The sequence below is a fragment of the Rhizobium sp. FKY42 genome (genome assembly GCF_005222835.1).
GTDB lineage: Bacteria > Pseudomonadota > Alphaproteobacteria > Rhizobiales > Rhizobiaceae > Neorhizobium.
Genome location: NZ_STGA01000003.1, coordinates 1 through 17,905 on the forward strand (window position 1 = coordinate 1; position 17,905 = coordinate 17,905).

Below are 17,905 nucleotides of genomic sequence, written 5' to 3' on the forward strand. Positions count from 1 at the left end.
ATAGCAAAACCGCTTCTAGCGGTTCAAGCGCAGCGTTTCAAACCTCCACCTCTGGTGGAGGTCATGACTTAGCGAACGCGGTAGGAAGTCCCGGCCCTCGCACGATAATCGGCAATATCTGAACGGCATGTTGCATGTTCTTCGGGTTGGCTGCCCCTAGCGCGACATGGATGAGCGATACGGAAAGTGGAATTCCGTTTGGCAGGCCACGCGCAGCAAATAGGCGGCGGAATGGATCGTGTCCCAGGACGTGGTGTAGCTTAGACGGCCACGGCTCATCCCAGAGGGCCGGATGAGTTTCAGCTTGCCGCTGGCAGGCTGATGAGCGGATCATCGCTCATCGTAGCGATTGTCTCAAGGGTCATATAGCGAGAGCGGTGGAAGACACCGTCTCGCCGGGTTCGAAACTCTGCTCAATGATTGTCAGCTTTTGCCCGGTTGTCCACCGCCTGCGACGAACATCACCCGTCAGCAATTCAACGTGTCGATACGCGTTGGACATAAGCCTGTCCTCAAGACTGTTCTTGAGCCTTTCTGCTTATGCCGACTGTCCGGTCGAAATGGCGGGCAGTTCAGAAACCGGCAGCAGGCCAGTCTGCACTTAGGAGCTATTGTTCGCTTCTACTCCTCACTATCTAAGAAGCTATCTGTCTGGACACGGCCCCTTGCGGAAAGTATTTCCGCTTTGCGTGCTCATTTGAGACGTTCAGCTTACAAAAAAATTGCTCAGAAGCAGCCGTTCGCCGCATGACTGTTCCAGTGCTAAACTTCTCAGATTTCCTGTTTAGGCTATTGCTGGTGAAACAATCTGTTACCTTCTCGACACAAACTGGTGCCAGCCGTCTGCTATATGACGGGGCTTCGCTAGCATCGGACATGCGGAGACAACAGCCTTGGATGCCTTACCCGAAATCCTGATCGTCGATGATGACGGTCAGATCCTGATCCTGGTTGCGAAGTTCCTGCGGACGAACGGGTTTCGGGTCCATACCGCACGAAATGGCGCCGAGATGGCTGAGACACTGAAACGGGCTGCGGTTGATCTGATTGTGCTGGATCTCATGCTTCCGGGAAAGAACGGTTTGGAGATCTGTCGCGACCTGCGACGCAGCTCGTCGGTCCCGATCATCATGCTGACTGCCAAGGGCGACGAGACGGATCGCATCATCGGTCTTGAGGTTGGTGCAGACGACTATCTGCCCAAACCGTTCAATCCGCGAGAACTGCTGGCGCGGATTGGTGCGGTGTTGCGGCGTAGCCGTGGTCTGGGCAGTCCGTCCACAGAGCGCACCGGGCGAAGCTTCCTCTTCGCTGGCTGGACGCTCGATACCCTGAAGCGCGAACTCACTGCGCCAAGCGGTGTCGTCGTGGACCTGTCGACGGGGGAATATGATTTGCTGCTGGCCTTCCTCGAGGCGCCGCAGCGGGTTCTGACCCGTGAATTCCTCCTGGACGCCGCCCGTAATCGTGCCATCGAAGGCTATGATCGATCGATCGACGTGCAGGTGAGCCGTTTGCGTCGGAAGCTTGATGGTCGTGAAGACCTGATCAAGACGGTAAGAGGTGCCGGATATCTGTTTGCGACGGATGTAACCCGTGCCTGAGATCCGTATCCGGCACTGGTGGCGATCAATCGATAGCCTGCGGTTGCGGACGGCACTCGTTGTGCTGTTCGGCATCTCGCTGGTGCATTTCGGCAGCCTGTTCACCTATCACAGGAGTCTGGAACAGGAACTGGACCTCGCAAACGAAGCCCGGCTAGCCGACCAGCTTCTGACCATCAAGCGATCAGTCATGCGTGCGCCGGTCGATGAACGCGAGGATGTGGCCCATGATTTCTCAGGCGGCTCCATCGATGCTCACTGGGGTGCAACGCCCTATGCCATTGCCGGCGGGACTGGCGGTGAGAGCTGGGAGCCGCTCAGGCGAAATCTTCGGACGCTCGCACCTGAGATTGCGGAGGACGGCCTGATCATCGGGCCCGACAACCACTCAAGTGACGATCCCCATCTGGCGGTTGTCTCGATCAAGCTTCCAGATGCGACCTGGATCAACGTCAATCTCGTCGCATGGGACCGCAAGGCCCCACCTCCAGGGAGTATGCTGGTTTCGACGACATTGATGGCCGTCGGGGCGATCATTGTATCCATGCTTCTGGTGCGCTGGTTCACCCGCCCGCTGACTGCGGTCGCTGCCGCCGCGAAGGATTTCTACCGGGGCAAGACGGTCACTGCCGTTCCGGAAACAGGGCCGCGAGAGGTGGTCGAGCTGGCGGTTGCCTTCAACGACATGCAGCGCCGCATCGAACGCCTGATCGAAGATCGGACCCAGGCACTTGCGGCCGTTTCCCATGACCTCAAGACACCGATCACTCGCTTGCGGTTCAGGGCCGAGGATTTGGCCGATGGAGCGGTGCGCAAGGCGATGGCGGAAGACTTGACGGAGATGGAGCGGATGCTCGATCAGACCCTGTCTTTCCTGCGCGGCGACCGCCGTGACGAGGAGCTGAAGTCGATCGACATCGTCGCGATTCTTGAGACCCTGATTGATGACGCCGTCGACCGGGGCGCCTTGGTCGAACTCACCGGCAGCGCCCATGCCATTGTCACGGGACGACGCCTTGCCTTGAAGCGCGCCTTTGCCAACCTCGTCGAGAATGCCGTCAAATATGGCGGGCATGCGCGTGTCGAGGTAACCGACCGCGATGCCGAGGTTGTCGTGAAGATCAGTGATACCGGCCCCGGCATTGCTGCAGAGGACATCGAGCGGGCTCTGTCACCCTTTGTTCGGCTTGAGCCATCGCGAAACCTGGAGACGGGGGGCTTCGGTCTGGGACTGCCGATCGCTCAGGCCATTATAAACGGCCATTCCGGGTCCCTGCGCCTTGAAAACGCCGACACGGGCGGGCTGATTGTCCGTGTCATCCTTCCCAAGGACAGCTCAAAACTGTCCTGAAACATTCTGTAACAATCTGGACATCGCTGGACACAGAGGCGGAGCTACACCGAAGCAAATCAACTCGTGCTCAGGTTTGCGATGGTCCATCGATTCGCCTCTGTTCTCACTGGCTTTACTCTCCTTATGATCGGGCTGGCCGTATCGCCTGCCTTCGCCCATGAGGGACATGATCATGGCGCGCCGCCTCCGCCGGTCTCAGCGACGATCGCGCCACGTGCCGATGCGTCGACAGTCGATATCGAACTGGTGGCCGTGGCGCGCGGCGAGCGGCTGGAGATCTTCCTCGACAGCTTCAAGGGCAATAAACCGGTCGAGGGTGCGATGCTCGAAATCGACGGCCCTTCGGGAACGCTGACGGCCGAAGCTTCGGGCGAGGGAACCTACGTGGCGACGGCACCATGGCTAACAAAGCCCGGTTCATACGATCTTGCCATCACGGTGATGGCCGGAGACCTGTTCGACGTCCTGACAGTCACAATGGTGATCCCCGAGATGGCTGCCAGCGCGGAGCCGGTGGCGGCGACGGATGGCTTTCTGGTCAGAACGGCGTGGGCGCAAGGTGTCGGGGCACGGCTGCAGCGACCTGACCTGACGCTGCTGGCCGTCGGTGGCGGCGGAGTGGTGCTCGGCCTTCTGATCGCCTTGCTGTTTCGTCGTCGCAAATCCACCGCTACGGTCGCAGCCATCGCGGCAATCCTGTTTTTCGCGGGAGGGCCCGAATCGCAGGCTGCCGGACCTGCACTATCCGGCATGCAGGCCGCTGAGCGGGACGTCGCCCAGCGGTTTGCGGATGGCTCGATCTTCGTGCCGAAGACCACGCAGCGCATCCTGGCGATCCGCACGATCTTCACGGAACAGGCCACACATGCGGGGACCGTGGAGTTGCCGGCGCGGATCATTCCCGATCCCACGACATCAGGCTATGTCCAGGCATCCGTGTCGGGAAGGCTTCTGCCGCCCTCCGGCGGTTTCCCCCAACTGGGCGCGCGGGTGTCTGCCGGAGACGTGCTGGCGCTCGTACAGCCCTCCGTCGGAGCCGCCGACCTGACAAGCCAACAGCAGCAGGCCCGCGAACTCGACCAGGACATCATGCTGGTCGAGCGCAAGCTGCAGCGTTTCGAGCGGCTGCAGTCGGTGGTGGCGCGTGCGGAGATCGAGGATGCGACGCTTGAACTTCAGGGTCTCAAGGCACGGCGCGCCAATCTGGAACAGGCACCGACGGCGGCAGAAAAACTGACCGCACCCGTATCCGGCGTTATCGCTGCGGCCCAGGCGGTCGCGGGTCAGATCGCCGAGCCCAATATAATCATCTTCCAGATCATCGACCCAAGCCGCTACTGGGTGGAGGCGCTGAGTTTCGATGCCCATTCCGTGACGGGGACGGCGCGAGGAAAATTCATGGATGGCAGGACCGCGACGCTCAGCTATCGCGGCAGCGGTCTGGCCGATCGCAATCAGGCGATCCCGATCCACTTCAGCGTCGATGAGAACCCCGAGGGTATCCGCGCCGGGCAATTGCTGACCGTGCTCTCCTCGACCATGGATAAACGAACAGGCATTGCTGTCCCGCGCACCAGTGTCCTGCGCGGCTCGAACGGCCAGTCCCTCGTCTACGAGCACACGAATGCGGAGCGTTTCGTCCCGAGGGAAGTCCGCACCGAGCCCCTGGACGGCGATCGCCTGCTGGTTGTCTCGGGTATCGAAGCCGGCAAGCGCATCGTCACACAGGGTGCCGAACTCCTGAACCAGATCCGCTGAGGCAGCTATGTTCAACTTTCTCGTCACCCAGTCGCTCAGGAACCGGCTTTTCGTCCTGGCGATCGCCGCCGTGCTGATGATCTATGGGGCGTTTACGGTCACCCGTTTGCCTGTCGACGTGTTCCCGGATCTCAACCGACCGACCGTCACCATCATGACGGAAGCCGAGGGGCTTGCGCCGGAGGAGGTCGAACAGCTCGTCACCTATCCGCTCGAGTCCCAGATGAACGGGCTTCCAGGGGTAAGCCGTGTGCGCTCCACGTCCGGCGTGGGTCTTTCGATCATCTATGTCGAATTCGACTGGGATACGGATATCTACCGCAATCGGCAACAGATTGCAGAGCGCCTGTCGCTGGTGCAGCCGCAACTGCCGGCCAGTGTCGTGCCACAGATGGGGCCGATCAATTCGATCATGGGGCAGGTGATGCTGATTGCCGTGACCGGGCCGGACAACGTCTCGGCTATGGAGTTGCGAGAACTGGCCGATTTCACCGTCCGTCCGCGTATCCTGAGTATTCCCGGTGTGGCCCAGGTCATTCCGATCGGCGGCGAGGTCAGGCAGTATCGCGTATCGCCGAATTCGGCTGCCATGCGGGCGCTCGGCGTGTCCTTCGAGCAGATCGAACAGGCGCTGGCACAGTTCGGTTCCAACACCGGTGGCGGCTTCACGGACCAATACAGCCGCGAATTCCTGATCCGCAATGTCGGCCGAACACAGAAGATCGAGGATCTGGCAAGCGTCGTGGTGGCCAGCGTGGACGGGCAGCCTGTCCTGCTGCGACAGGTAGCAGACGTGGCCTTTGCATCGCGCCAGAAGCGAGGGGATGCAGGCTATCAGGGGCAGTCTGCTGTCATCGTCTCGGTGGAAAAGCAGCCGGATATCGATACGGTGAAGTTGACGCGCGAGGTCGAGGCAGCACTCAGCGAGATCGGTGCCACGTTGCCGGCAGGTGTGAAAGCCGATCAGGTTCTCTTCCGGCAGGCCAATTTCATCGAGACCTCGATTGGCAACGTTCAGAAGGTTCTGGTTGAGGCCATCGTCGTCGTTGCCATCATTCTGTTCGTGTTCCTCCTGAATACCAGGACGACCGCGATCTCGCTGACGGCGATCCCCGTTTCCATCCTGGTGACCGCGATCGTTTTCCATGTGCTGGGGTTGTCGATCAACACCATGACGCTTGGGGGGCTGGCGATTGCCATCGGCGAACTGGTCGACGATGCGGTCGTGGATGTCGAGAACATTTTCCGACGGCTGCGTGAGAACCGGGAGAAGGGCAATCCAAGGTTGATCTTTGACGTCGTCGTTTCCGCGAGCCAGGAAGTCCGCTCCGGCATCGTCTATGCCACGATGATCATCGTGCTCGTTTTCGTGCCGCTGTTTGCCCTCTCAGGTATCGAGGGGCGGCTCTTCGCGCCGCTTGGCCAGGCCTATATCATCTCCATCCTCGCCTCGCTCGTGGTGTCGATCACGCTGACCCCGGTAATGGCCTATTACATGCTGCCCGGCCTCAAGCGTCTGGACGAGCATGAGGGCGTGGTCGTGCGGGTCCTGAAACGGGCAAACCGCCGTTTTCTCGATTGGTCCTTCGGCCATCCGAAGATCCTGATGACGACGGTCCTTGCTGGCGTCTTGGCGGCAGGCCTGTTTGCCATGCAACTGCCAAGGTCCTTCCTGCCGCCGTTCAACGAGGGCACATTGACGATCAACATGCTGTTCAACCCTGGCATCTCGCTTGCCGAGAGCCACCGGGTCGGCTTGATCGCCGAACGGTTGATCATGGAGGTTCCCGAGGTCGAGCAGGTCGGTCGCCGCACCGGACGCGCCGAGCTCGACGAACATGCAGAGGGTGTCCACTCTTCAGAAATAGAAGTGGCGCTTGCTACGGAAGGTCGGTCCAAGGACGACATCATTGCCGATATTCGTTCGCGACTGTCGGTTCTGCCTGTCGCCACCAATGTCGGCCAGCCGATTTCTCACCGGCTCGATCATATGCTGTCTGGCGTGCGCGCCCAGATCGCGCTGAAGATCTTCGGCGAGGATCTCGACAGCATTCGTGGCTTTGCCGAAGAGTTTCGCGGCAAGCTGGCTGAGATCCCGGGGATCGTCGACCTGCAGGTCGAAAAACAGGTCCGCATTCCGCATCTCGAGGTCATCGTCGATTACCGCCGGGCTGCCCTTTACGGCATCCAGCCGGCGGCCGTCACCGAGCAGCTCGAACGTCTGTCGAATGGGACGATCGTCTCCCGCATCGTCGACGGCAACAAGCGGTTCGACGTCGTGTTGCGTCTCGAGGACGAGACACGCAGCACCAAGGGGCTATCGGATCTCCTCATTGAAACGCCTGCAGGCTGGATCCCGGTTAGCCAGATCGCAGAGGTCCGTGAGACGGATGGGCCCAACCAGATCCTGCGTGAAAACGGCAAGCGTCGCGTCGTCGTTCTCGCCAATACCGACGGCGAAGCTGATATGGCCAGGGTCATTGCCGACATCCGGCAGGTGATTGCGACTTCTGCCCTGCCTCCCGGCTTCTTCGTCAGCCTGGAAGGCACCTTCCAGGCGCAGGAAGAGTCGATGAGAACCATTGGCATCTTGTCGATCATCTCGCTGGCGATGGTGTTTGCGATCCTCTATTCGCGTTATCGCTCCGTGCTCTTCGTCTCGATCATCATGGCGAGCGTGCCCCTGGCCTTGATCGGCTCGGTAACCGCCCTCTGGATTGCCGGTCAGCCGCTCTCGGTGGCCTCGATGATCGGCTTCATCACGCTGACCGGCATTTCGACCCGAAACGGCATCCTGAAGATAAGCCACTACATCAATCTGGCAATCCAGGAGGAGCAGCCGTTCGGCAGGGATCTCGTGGTGCGGGGCTCGCTCGAACGTTTGACACCCGTCTTGATGACGGCCCTGTCGGCGGGCGTCGCCCTCATTCCGCTGATGATCGACGCGACTGCACCGGGCAAGGAGATCCTCCATCCGGTTGCCATCACCATCTTCGGTGGCCTGGTCACGGCAACCCTGCTCGATACGCTTCTGACACCGACGCTGTTCCTGCGCTATGGTCGTAAGCCTCTGGAGCGCCTCGTCGGGCAGGCTCGCAGTCAGGCGAGCGGCGCGCAGCCAACAACCGGAGCACCCACCCGTACCATCGAAGCCTTTTAGCCCTGCCAGGAGATATCCATGCATCGCGCTCTACTTGCCCTGTCCATCGCCGTCATGGCCGCCTTTCCAGCCTACGCCCATGCACCCCGTCCCGGTCCGAATGGTGGACTGAAGGTTGACGCAGGCGCAAACCACCATGTCGAACTGGTGGTGTCAGGCACCACCGAGGTCACCGTTTATCTGTACGATGCTGCGGATCAGCCGGTTCCGGCGGCTGGATGTAAGGGTAACGCGATCCTGTTGGTGGATGGCGCGACGCAACGCTTCACTTTGTCTGCTGCCGATGGCAACCGCCTCACGGGGACTTCACCCGTTCCGGTTAATCCGGGCGTCAAGGGTGCGATACAGGTGATCACCCCGGACGGGACCACCGCGCAGGGCAAGTTCTAATCGTTGGGAACAACGATACGGTGCTTAAGGTGCCCAGCACCGACAAGTAAGGCACCCGACTAACCGGTGCCGCATTCGTTTCATCGCCGAAAACGCCTGTCGCTCCCTCAGGGAGCTGGTCTTTCCATTGTTTGATCTGGTTGGCATGCACATCGAACTGCTGGGACAATTCCACCAGCGCCTGCTCGCCTCTGATCGCAGCGAGCGCCACCTTTGCCTTGAAAGCCGGGCTGTGGCGCCTAGCGCGGTCGTCTCGTCATAATATCTCCTGTTCCCGGCATCTAAACCGAAGTCAGGCAGAAATTCCACTTATCCCCCCTGTCCAGATTTCCCGAGCCACCAGTGTTTTATGAAACTCGTTCGGCGCGCCGCCAAGCGGCGGGCGTTTGGCCTGTGATGCGACGGAATACGCGGCATAGATGCGACTGGTCGGCTAAGCCACAATCAAGCGCAATTTCGCAAAGTGGCGTGTCGGTGGTCAGCATCAACTGCTTGGCGTGATCGATGCGCCGCCGGCAGATATAGTCGTGCGGGGATGTCCCGAAGCTGGCGCGAAATGCGGCAGAAAAATAGCTTGTACTCAGGCGCGTGATCAGAGCCAGATCATCGATGTTGATGCGTCCGGCAAGCTCTTTCTCGATATGTCGCTTAATGCGGCTCACCTGCCAGGGAGCCAATCCCCCACGCGTCGAGGGCGAAGGGCTCTCGGATATCTCAGTGTTGCCGACAAGTTCAGACGCTTTCCGGATGAGCTCCATCGCGCCTTCCTCGTTTTGCTCGACAAGGGACATGGCATGGACAAGCAGGCGGGTGAGCTGGTGGTGTTGCAACGCGAGCGAAACCGCGCCAGCGGGAGCTCGGTGAAGCCTGCCGTCGATCCAAAAAAGAAGTGCTGACATGACGATCCCCGTTGGTTCTGATGTATGCGGAGATCTTCGTGCGAATGGCAATTCAAGGAAATTGTACGGGGATTGATCGGCATCAGACTGCAGTGCTAGCCTCGCATACCCACGTATAGTTGCCGAAGGGTCGATGCGGGTTCTAAACAAGCTGAACACTCATAAGCCTGGAAGTCGTAGGATGTCCCTGAGTCCCCTCGTTCTGGTCGTCGATGACGAGCAAATTGTTCGCAGTTCTGTCGACAGCCTGCTGCGCTCGGTGGGCTACCGGGTAAAAGGTTATGCCGCCCCGCTCGACCTATGCCGCGACGTGCAAAGCCTGGAGGAGGCCGATTGCCTTATCCTGGATGTGCGGCTTCCCTTCACCAGTGGTCTCGATTTCCAGCAGAAGCTTTCTGAAATGGGCGTCGAGATACCGATCGTTTTCGTGACGGGCCATGGCGACATACCGATGTCGGTGAGGGCCATGAAGGCGGGAGCCGCGGACTTTCTGCCAAAACCATTCCGAGATCAGGACATGCTCGACGCTGTCGCAGCCGCCTGCCAGACGCGGGCTGCAGCCAAGGGCGAGATCAGGCTTGGGGCAGAGTTGAAGGAGCGCTTCTCTTCGCTCACGCCGCGCGAGCGCCAGATCATGGAAATGGCGACAAGCGGCCTGATGAACAAGCAGATTGCCGGCGAACTGGATCTGAGCGAGATCACTGTCAAGATTCATCGCGGCAAGATCATGCGCAAGATGATGGCCAAAACCTTTGCCGATCTGGTGAAGATGTCGGAGGCCATCGCACGAAACCAGACTACCCCTGCCGGGCGATAAACTCAGGTATAGTCGATCAAATCATGAATTACGGCTATTAAGGCATGCGAGGTAAACCCGGCCCCGACCGGAGATTGGCAGATCAAGGTGCATGCTCCGAGGCTGATTTCAGTGATCGACGACGAGGTCGAAGTCCTTCGTGCCACGAGCAGCCTCTTGCGATCCTGCGGTTTCGACGTTGCGACCTTTTCTTCCGCTGAAGATTTCCTCCATTCGCCCAGCAATGGGCGTTCTGTCTGTCTTATTTCGGATGTCCAGATGCCGGGCATGAGCGGGATTGAACTCTTCGCAGTGCTAAGGCAACGCCAGGACTCTGTCCCGGTCATATTTATCACCGCCTTTGCCGAAGCCCCCGTGCGTCAGCAGATCGAGGCCCATGTCTGCGTGCTTCAAAAGCCCTATCAGGCAGAAGCCCTGATCGCCTGCATCGAGCGGGCGATCAGCGCCCAGCCGCAAACCTGACGAGGCGCCGGAGCGCCCTGCCTTGGGCATCCTAAGTTCTCGACGGAATAGCGATGAGGTGCCGCACAGTTGGTCGCTCCTCGCCTTGATGATAGCCGATGAGCTGGCCGTGGGTCTTAGCGTCTGCGTGCGTCGCGCGTTCATGTTGTCGCAAATGTTCAGCCCAGGATTCGATGAAGAACCATTCAACGATCTGCTCGGGCCTGGCCGCATCCTCGCTCACTCCCCAGATGTAAGCGCCATCTCTTCGTCGTGCTTCGGCATGGAGGTTGAGCGCCCTCAGGAATTCGGGGCGATCGGCTGCGGTTACAGTGTACTCGATCTGCACCATGACGGGCCCCTTATCATGGGCAATGCTATCCGGCACGATCGGCTCTGACCAGTGGTGGGAAGCGGAGAGATCGTCCTCGCCCAGCGGCAGCTTTATCAGGTGCATCAGGACCGCGGTTAAGCTCAGGCCGGACGCAGCAACCAAGAGGGTCGTGGTCAGTCCCAGCGCCTCGGCCGTTAGACCCCAGGCGACGCTTCCGGCGGTCATGGCCCCGTTGAAGACTGTCAGGTAGACCGCGAGCGCTCGCCCGCGCACCCAGTTTGGCAGCACCGCCTGGGCAACACCATTGAGGACAGTGAGCGCCGCGATCCAGGCGCTGCCTAGCAAGAAAAGGCAGATGAAGGCCGCCCATTGGGGTGGCGTGAAGGTGAGCACGGTCATGACGCCGGCGCTGAGGACGGCAGACGCCAGAAGGATGGCGTCAGAACTCACACGGGTGCGCAGTTTCGGCAAGAAGCTCGCCCCGCCGATGGCCCCGGCACCGACCGCGCCGAGCAGCAGACCGAAGAAGCTCGCCCCGCCCCCAAGCATATCCCTGGCAACGAGGGGGAGAAGCGCCCAGGTCGCGCTCGCAAATATGAAATAGACGCCAGCCCTCAAGAGCACGACGTGCAGCTTGCGGCTTGAGCGGGCATAGCGTAGCCCCGCCCGGAAGGCGCCGAAGAAGTGCTCGGGGATGTGGCTCACCTCGGCTCGTGGGCTTTGCCACCAGAGAAGTGCACCGATCACGAAGAGGTAGGTGGCGAGATCTGTTGCGTAGGCAAAAGCGGCACCGAAGGCGCCGAGCAGAATGCCGCCGACCGCCGGACCGATTGATCGCGACACATTGATCCCGACGGAGTTGAGCGCGATCGCGTTGCGTAACTGGGACTTCGGAACGAGATCCGGCACCATGGATTGCCATGCCGGGCCAGCAATGGCTGCGGCCGTTCCGCTGACAAGGGTGAGGCCGATCAGGATTTCGACAGTAATCAGCCCGCGCCAGGCAAGCAGCGTCAGGGCAAGGCTGACCGCAAGCAGCACGATCTGCATCGCCATCAGCAGTTTGCGTCGGTCAAGAATGTCGGCCAGCACGCCTGCCGGCAGCGCCAGCAGGAAGATCGGCAGTGTCCCTGCGGCTTGGATCAGGCCGACGGTACCCGGAGAGGCAGAGAGATCGGCGACGAGCCACGCACTCGCGACATCGCGCATATAGGCGCCGGTATTGCCGATGACGGTTGCGGTCCATAGGACCGCGAAGGCCGTATGGTGGAACGGAGCGAGCGCACTGCTGGTCTCCGCATTGTCAGGCTGCAATTGGGTCATGACGGTCACCTCTGAAGGTTCGGTGCGACGGAGAGCCCTGCTGCGAAACGGGCAGGGTGTAGACACACGAAGGCCGCCGCGGGTCAGGCGGCGGCCTGGGAGGCACAAACCGGCTCAGCTCTTCACGAAGGCCAGAAGGTCCGGATTGATGACGTCGGCGTTGACGGTCAGCATGCCGTGCGAAAAGCCCTTGTAGACCTTCAACGTGCCGTTCTTTAAGAGTTTGACCGAGATCTCGGCAGAAGCGGCGATCGGAACGATCTGGTCGTCGTCGCCATGCATCACGAGCGTCGGCACCGAGATGTTCTTCAGGTCCTCGGTCTGGTCGGTTTCCGAGAAGGCTTTGATGCCGTCGTAATGGGCCTTTGCGCCGCCCATCATGCCCTGGCGCCACCAATTCTGGATCACGCCTTCGTGCACGGTCGCGCCATCACGGTTGAAACCGTAGAAGGGGCCAGCCGGCACGTCGCGGAAGAACTGCGCACGGTTGGCAGCGAGAGCCGAACGGAAACCATCGAATACTTCGATCGGCAGGCCACCCGGATAGGCTTCCGTCTTCAGCATGATCGGCGGGATGGCGGCGACCAGGACAGCTTTCGCCACACGGCCCTGCGGTTCGCCGAAGTTCGCGACGTAACGCGCCACTTCACCGCCACCGGTAGAGTGGCCGATATGGACGGCATTGCGCAGGTCGAGCTTTTCAAAAACGGCCGATGCATCGGCGGCGTAGTGGTCGAGATCGTGACCTTCGCTTACCTGCTGCGAGCGGCCATGGCCACGGCGGTCATGAGCCACGACGCGGTAGCCGTTCAGGAGGAAGAACAGCATCTGCGCGTCCCAGTCGTCGGACGACAGCGGCCAGCCGTGATGGAAGACGATGGGCTGCGCATCCTTCGGACCCCAGTCCTTGTAGAAGATGTCGACGCCGTCTTTGGTGGTCACATAGTTCTCGGTCATTGGTATCGTTCCTTCCTGTTGAAGTGTGTTAAGGGTTTCCGAGGCAAAGACCGGGAGCGTCGTTGCCAGCGAAAGAGTGGCGCCCGCGAGCAGCGCCTGCCGCCGGGACAAGAGGAATTCGTGTTTGTGATCCATCACTTGGTTCCTACTGATTGGATGATCGGAGACTAGGGCCTGGGTGCCGTCTGCTCTTGTCGCCTAGGCCGGTTTTTTGGACGTTTGACTGCTCGCATCCGTCTGGGCGACCAGAAGGAAGGCTGCGACAAGGCCGAGATGCTCGAAGAAGGCATTGGTCGCGCCTGTGCGTGCCGGACCCTCCGGCATTGTCCAGAACTGCAGCGCGATGAAGGTCGCGGCGAGCGTGAAGGCAGCAAGCGCCAGGGCTCCGGCGCGGCGTTGAAAGCCCGTAATGACCGTGGCGGATGTCACGAGCTCGAAGGCAATCACGCCGGCTACGAAGAGGTGCGCGGGCAAGAGGCCGAAATGGGTCATTTCCTGAATGGCGCCCTCGATATCGAAGAGCTTCGTCAAGGCACCCTGGATATAGGCCGAGCATAGCGCGCTCAGCATCAGGATCTTTGCCGTCGACCCCTTGAACGCATTGCGGCGCGTCGGCGGAGTGGTGTGTTCAAAACGTGTGATTGTTGTCATCGCCTTGTTCCCTAAACAGCCCAGCAGGAGCAGCCGAGCGCACCGAAAAAGCCCTTGAGATCGCTGATCGGCAGGCTGGAAGTCCAGGCGCCCGCATGATCGTGACCATGCACGCCGCAGTCGTTGGCGCAGCCGCAGGATGAGATCGCATGGCGGCGCAATGAGTTTCGGCCCGCACCCTGTGGCTCACCCCATGCGCCGTAACCGCCGAAGGTTCTGACCGGTGACCATTCAGGCATGGCGGGCGGAAGCGCCGGGCCGTCGATGCCGATGAAATCCCCGGCACCGTAGACGACCTTGCCACCGACAATGGTGAGGTCGGAGGTGAGGAATGAGATCTCGTCCTCCGGGCAGGAAAAGTAGTCCTTGCTCGGGACAATCAGGTCGGCGAACTGGCCGGCTTCGATGCGGCCCTTGCGCCCCTCTTCATTGCTGAACCACTGGACCTTTTCGGTCCACATCCGAAGCGCGGTTTCCCGGTCGAGGCAGTTCTGGCGCGGGTATAGGTTCATGCCGCCCACGGTCTTGCCTGTTATCATCCAGGACAGCGAGACCCAGGGATTGTAGGAGGCGACGCGTGTCGCATCGGTGCCGGCTGAGATGTGCACACCACGTTCCAGCATCTTGGCGATTGGCGGCGTCGCTTCGGCCACCCCATGGCCATATCGCTCGACGAAATATTCGCCTTGATAGGCCATGCGGTGCTGCACGGCGATGCCGCCGCCAAGCGCCGCCACGCGATCAATCGAACGATCGGAGATCGTCTCCGCATGATCGAAGAACCAGTTGATGCCATCGAGCGGCGTATCGTGATTGACCTTTTCGAAGACGTCGAGCGCCCGCGAGATCGTCTCGTCATAGGTCGCATGCATGCGCCAGGGCCAGCGGTTCTGGGCAAGGACTCTGACCACCTCTTCGAGATCGCCTTCCATCTCCGGCGGCATGTCGGGGCGCGGTTGGCGGAAGTCCTCGAAGTCTGCAGCGGAGAAGACCAGCATTTCGCCAGCGCCGTTGTGGCGGAAGTAGTCGGTACCCTGCTTGTAGGTGACCGAGGAGGTCCATCGGAGAAAGTCTTCCTTCTCCTCCTTCGGCTTCTGGGTGAAGAGATTGTAGGCGAGCCGGACCGTCAGCAGGCCCTCGTCCGCCAGCTTCTGGATAACGGCATAGTCATCCGGATAGTTCTGGAACCCGCCGCCGGCATCAATGACGGCGGTCACCCCCAGTCGGTTGAGCTCACGCATGAAGTGACGCGTCGAGTTCACCTGATAGTCGAAGGGAAGCTTCGGTCCCTTGGCGAGCGTCGCATAGAGAATGCCGGCATTGGGTTTGGCGAGCAGCAGCCCGGTCGGATTGCCGGCGGCATCGCGCGTGATCTCGCCACCCGGCGGATCTTTCGTCTCCCTGGTGAAGCCGACAGCGCGAACGGCGGCGGCATTCAGCAGTGCGCGATCGTAGAGATGCAGCAGGAAGACGGGCGTATCCGGCGCGATCGCGTTGATCTCGTCGATTGTCGGCAGCCGCTTCTCGACGAACTGGTGTTCGGTGAAGCCGCCAATGACGCGCACCCATTGGGGGGCTGGTGTTACCGACACCTGACGCCGCAGCATGTCCATCGCATCGGCAAGCGAGCGGATGCCGTCCCAGCGCAGTTCCATGTTGAAGTTGAGTCCGCCGCGGACGACATGGGTGTGATTGTCGTTGAGACCCGGCAGCACGCGTTTGCCGCGCAGATCGACGGTCTTGGTGTGCGGGCCGGCATGTTTCATGATCTCGGCGTCGCTGCCGACGGCGAGAAATTTGCCGTCCTTGATCGCAATCGCCGTCGCCGAGGGATTGGAACGGTCGAGCGTCGTCACGAGTCCGTGGTAGAGGATGAGATCAGCATCCATCACAGTGTTCCTTCTGAAGAGGGGCATGGACGGACCTGAGCGGTCAGGCCCGGCTTGGCATCGGGTCTCAGCCCGATAGATCCTGAGGCCTGCGCGTTTCGCCAAGGTCGGTCGTGGGGCGCGTCTCGGTTTGTCTCGGCAGAGAGGTTGTAAGCGGCTGACGCGCGAGTGCGCCCTTGGCGAAGGGAACAATCTGCTCGCCGATGAGGATGCCGAGCAGGCCGACCAGCGCGATAACAGGCGGAGCAGGGGCGCGGACGTTCAGGACGCCGTAGATCACGCCGACGAGCAGTCCTGCTGCGAGCGAGATGAGATAGAGTTTCATCACCGTTTCCTTTCGGCGTGAGATCGAATGCAGGCGGTGGAACTGCGAACGTGTCGCCCACCTTCGCCTGGCGCGGGAGGGGAGCCGCGCCAGGCGTGGTTGGTCGTTCCGGTTAGGAGGCGGGACGCGGAACGACCGGCGGGACGGGATCAGTGGCCTTCGGCCGCGTTGAACATCGTCTTGGCGTAGGTGACGCCGAGGCCATAGGCGCCGCCGAGCTTCTTCGCGATGCCGGTGGTTGCCTCGTAGGTTTCGCCGCGGGCCCAGTCGCGCTGCAGTTCAAGCAGATATTGCAGCGAGGTCATCGGCTGCGCGCCGGCCTGCACCATGCGGTCCATGGCGCGATCATGTGCTTCGGTGCTGACGTCACCGCAGGCATCGGCAATGATATAGACCTCGAAGCCCTGGTCGAGCGCCGAAAGGGCCGGGCCGACGATGCACACGCTCGTCCAGAGTCCGCAAAGCACGATCCGCTTCTTGGCGATGCGATTGACCTCGGCAATCACAGCCGCATCTTCCCAAGTGTTCATTGAGGTGCGATCGAACATCACCTGACCGGAAAAGGTGCTGGTGATCTCATCGAACATCGGGCCGGAGAAGCTCTTCTCGGCAACGGTAGTCAGGATCGTCGAGACGTTGAAGGTCTTTGCGGCATTGGCAACGAGCGCCGCATTGGTGCGGAGGTTGACGGCATCGATGCTCTTGGTGGCAAAGGCCATCTGGGACTGAAAGTCGATCATGATCAGCGTGTGATCGGCGGCGTTCAGAAGTTTAGCGCCAGGGGCAGCTTTGGCTTGAATGGTCATTTTCGTTTCCTCGATCCTTGGTAGAAGCAGTGACGAGGAGAAAATGCTCTGATGCGCTGTTCGTATCTTGTCGGTTACTCAGCCATTTTGGACGTTTCGCTGATCTTCATGAGATTGAGGCAGGCCGTCACACCCCGCGCCTGCGGTAATCGCCGGGAGACATGCCGGTATGGCGGCGAAAAGCACGTCCGAAGGCGGCTTGTGAGGAAAACCGGCAACGGAAGGCGATCTCAGAAAGCGAGAGGGCCGGATCCTCCAGAAGCTTCTGCCCCAGCAACAACCGGCGATTGGCCACATAGTCTGAGGGGGATTGTCCGAGCGCTGCCTTGAAGGAGCGAGCAAAATGATAGCGGCTGAGGCAGGCGACTTCGGCGAGTTCTGCCACGGTCAGATCCGCCTCCAGGTTTTCCTCGACATAATCGATGACCCGATTTCGTCTCGCCGGGCTCAAGGCACCGTTTGCATCGCCGGGCGCAACCGCCAGCTTGTTGCCTGAGTAACGCGACAGAAGATGCAGAGTGAGCGTCATGGAGAGCTGTTCGACCAGCAAGTCTCCCGCTGCCGTTTCTTGGCGCATTTCCTGCAGAACGCGAACACAGATCTGCCGGACGAATTCATCGGCCACATCCGCCAGATAGGCGATGTCGCCTGAAGCCACAGGCTGCGAAGTCAATTCGCCAACAGTGGCAAACTGGTGCTCCGGGAGATACAGATGCAGGATCTCAGGCAGGGGCTCGGTAATCCGGATTGAATCTTCCTGGACCCCGATCGGGCAGAACCAGAGCGTACCGCTGCGAACCGCCGTCGACTGATATCGTCCGTCACCGCGGCGGTGAACGATCCCCGAGGGTGTTCCCTGGAGGGCGAGGGTAATCTCCATCTGGGTGCTGCAAATGTCGGGTATCTCACAGGCGGGATGTGCGCGCACTTCCGCGCCGATATTGCGCCAGCGACGGTCCGCAGAGGAGTTGATGACGCCCGCCTGAGGGAATTTGAATATGCCATGGTCGTGGAGTGCCGACATGCGCGCTTGCCCCTGTATAATAGCGTAACATAAAACTCCGATGTTCATGCTGCAATGCCAATGTCTCGCGTTCGCAGCAAACTCGGCCTGAATGACAGCACGTAGGGTAAATACAGATTTGGGCGGTGGGTGTTAGTCCTGCAGGATGGTGCTCCGAGTCGGGTAAAGACCAT

Annotated in this window: 15 protein-coding genes and 2 pseudogenes; 7 read left to right on the forward strand and 10 right to left on the reverse strand. The window is 60.5% G+C overall.

What is annotated here, in order from left to right; genetic code table 11:
- Positions 1–382 precede the first annotated feature (382 nt).
- Positions 383–502: pseudogene (locus E8M78_RS01070) on the reverse strand (transposase); the annotation flags it as partial.
- Positions 503–893: 391 nt separating this feature from the next.
- On the opposite strand from E8M78_RS01070, the gene E8M78_RS01075 reads away from it, so the two are divergent.
- The 5 genes from E8M78_RS01075 (at position 894) to E8M78_RS01095 (ending at position 8,266) form a co-directional block, all read left to right on the forward strand.
- The gene (locus tag E8M78_RS01075) at positions 894–1,604 is read left to right on the forward strand and encodes a response regulator (RefSeq protein WP_137133303.1); all 711 of its coding nucleotides are present in this window, start codon (positions 894–896) and stop codon (positions 1,602–1,604) included.
- Positions 1,597–2,955, forward strand: coding sequence for an ATP-binding protein (locus E8M78_RS01080; RefSeq protein WP_137133304.1), 1,359 nt, complete (start codon positions 1,597–1,599; stop codon positions 2,953–2,955). The genes E8M78_RS01075 and E8M78_RS01080 overlap by 8 nt, the downstream gene beginning before the upstream one ends.
- 81 nt (positions 2,956–3,036) lie before the next feature.
- Positions 3,037–4,716 carry an HlyD family efflux transporter periplasmic adaptor subunit gene (locus E8M78_RS01085; RefSeq protein ID WP_137133305.1) on the forward strand — a complete coding sequence of 560 codons (1,680 nt, stop codon included), beginning with the start codon at positions 3,037–3,039 and terminating at the stop codon, positions 4,714–4,716.
- A gap of 7 nt (positions 4,717–4,723) precedes the next feature.
- Entirely contained in the window at positions 4,724–7,876 is a 3,153-nt protein-coding gene (locus tag E8M78_RS01090) for an efflux RND transporter permease subunit (RefSeq protein ID WP_137133306.1), read from the forward strand.
- Positions 7,877–7,894: 18 nt separating this feature from the next.
- Positions 7,895–8,266 (forward strand): hypothetical protein, encoded by a 372-nt coding sequence (locus E8M78_RS01095; protein ID WP_137133307.1) that lies wholly within the window; start codon positions 7,895–7,897, stop codon positions 8,264–8,266.
- Between the two features lie 64 nt (positions 8,267–8,330).
- Here E8M78_RS01095 and E8M78_RS01100 read toward each other — a convergent pair.
- Positions 8,331–8,477 (reverse strand): annotated as a pseudogene (locus tag E8M78_RS01100) (IS3 family transposase); the annotation flags it as partial.
- Positions 8,478–8,613: 136 nt separating this feature from the next.
- Positions 8,614–9,165 (reverse strand): AraC family transcriptional regulator, encoded by a 552-nt coding sequence (locus tag E8M78_RS01105; protein WP_137133308.1) that lies wholly within the window; start codon positions 9,163–9,165, stop codon positions 8,614–8,616.
- A gap of 181 nt (positions 9,166–9,346) precedes the next feature.
- Here E8M78_RS01105 and E8M78_RS01110 point away from each other — a divergent pair, with 181 nt between their 5' ends.
- The gene (locus tag E8M78_RS01110) at positions 9,347–9,982 is read left to right on the forward strand and encodes a response regulator (protein WP_137133309.1); all 636 of its coding nucleotides are present in this window, start codon (positions 9,347–9,349) and stop codon (positions 9,980–9,982) included.
- Between the two features lie 111 nt (positions 9,983–10,093).
- The gene (locus E8M78_RS01115) at positions 10,094–10,444 is read left to right on the forward strand and encodes a response regulator (RefSeq protein ID WP_246658179.1); all 351 of its coding nucleotides are present in this window, start codon (positions 10,094–10,096) and stop codon (positions 10,442–10,444) included.
- A 31-nt stretch (positions 10,445–10,475) separates the two neighbouring features.
- Here the strand turns inward: E8M78_RS01115 and E8M78_RS01120 are convergent, their stop codons facing one another.
- From E8M78_RS01120 to E8M78_RS01150, 7 genes are all read right to left on the reverse strand, one after another.
- Complete coding sequence (locus E8M78_RS01120; protein ID WP_137133311.1) at positions 10,476–12,080, reverse strand: MFS transporter; 1,605 nt, start codon at positions 12,078–12,080, stop codon at positions 10,476–10,478.
- A 114-nt stretch (positions 12,081–12,194) separates the two neighbouring features.
- The gene (locus E8M78_RS01125; RefSeq protein ID WP_137133312.1) at positions 12,195–13,172 is read right to left on the reverse strand and encodes an alpha/beta hydrolase; all 978 of its coding nucleotides are present in this window, start codon (positions 13,170–13,172) and stop codon (positions 12,195–12,197) included.
- A gap of 63 nt (positions 13,173–13,235) precedes the next feature.
- Positions 13,236–13,688, reverse strand: coding sequence for a DoxX family protein (locus tag E8M78_RS01130; protein ID WP_137133313.1), 453 nt, complete (start codon positions 13,686–13,688; stop codon positions 13,236–13,238).
- Positions 13,689–13,699: 11 nt separating this feature from the next.
- Positions 13,700–15,577, reverse strand: a complete 1,878-nt coding sequence (locus tag E8M78_RS01135; protein ID WP_137133314.1) for an amidohydrolase — start codon at positions 15,575–15,577, stop codon at positions 13,700–13,702.
- A 67-nt stretch (positions 15,578–15,644) separates the two neighbouring features.
- Positions 15,645–15,902: a XapX domain-containing protein gene (locus E8M78_RS01140; RefSeq protein ID WP_137133315.1), complete on the reverse strand. Its 258-nt coding sequence runs from the start codon at positions 15,900–15,902 to the stop codon at positions 15,645–15,647.
- Positions 15,903–16,051: 149 nt separating this feature from the next.
- Positions 16,052–16,708 (reverse strand): hydrolase, encoded by a 657-nt coding sequence (locus E8M78_RS01145; RefSeq protein ID WP_137133316.1) that lies wholly within the window; start codon positions 16,706–16,708, stop codon positions 16,052–16,054.
- A 127-nt stretch (positions 16,709–16,835) separates the two neighbouring features.
- Complete coding sequence (locus E8M78_RS01150; RefSeq protein WP_137133317.1) at positions 16,836–17,732, reverse strand: AraC family transcriptional regulator; 897 nt, start codon at positions 17,730–17,732, stop codon at positions 16,836–16,838.
- Between the last annotated feature and the right edge of the window lie 173 nt (positions 17,733–17,905).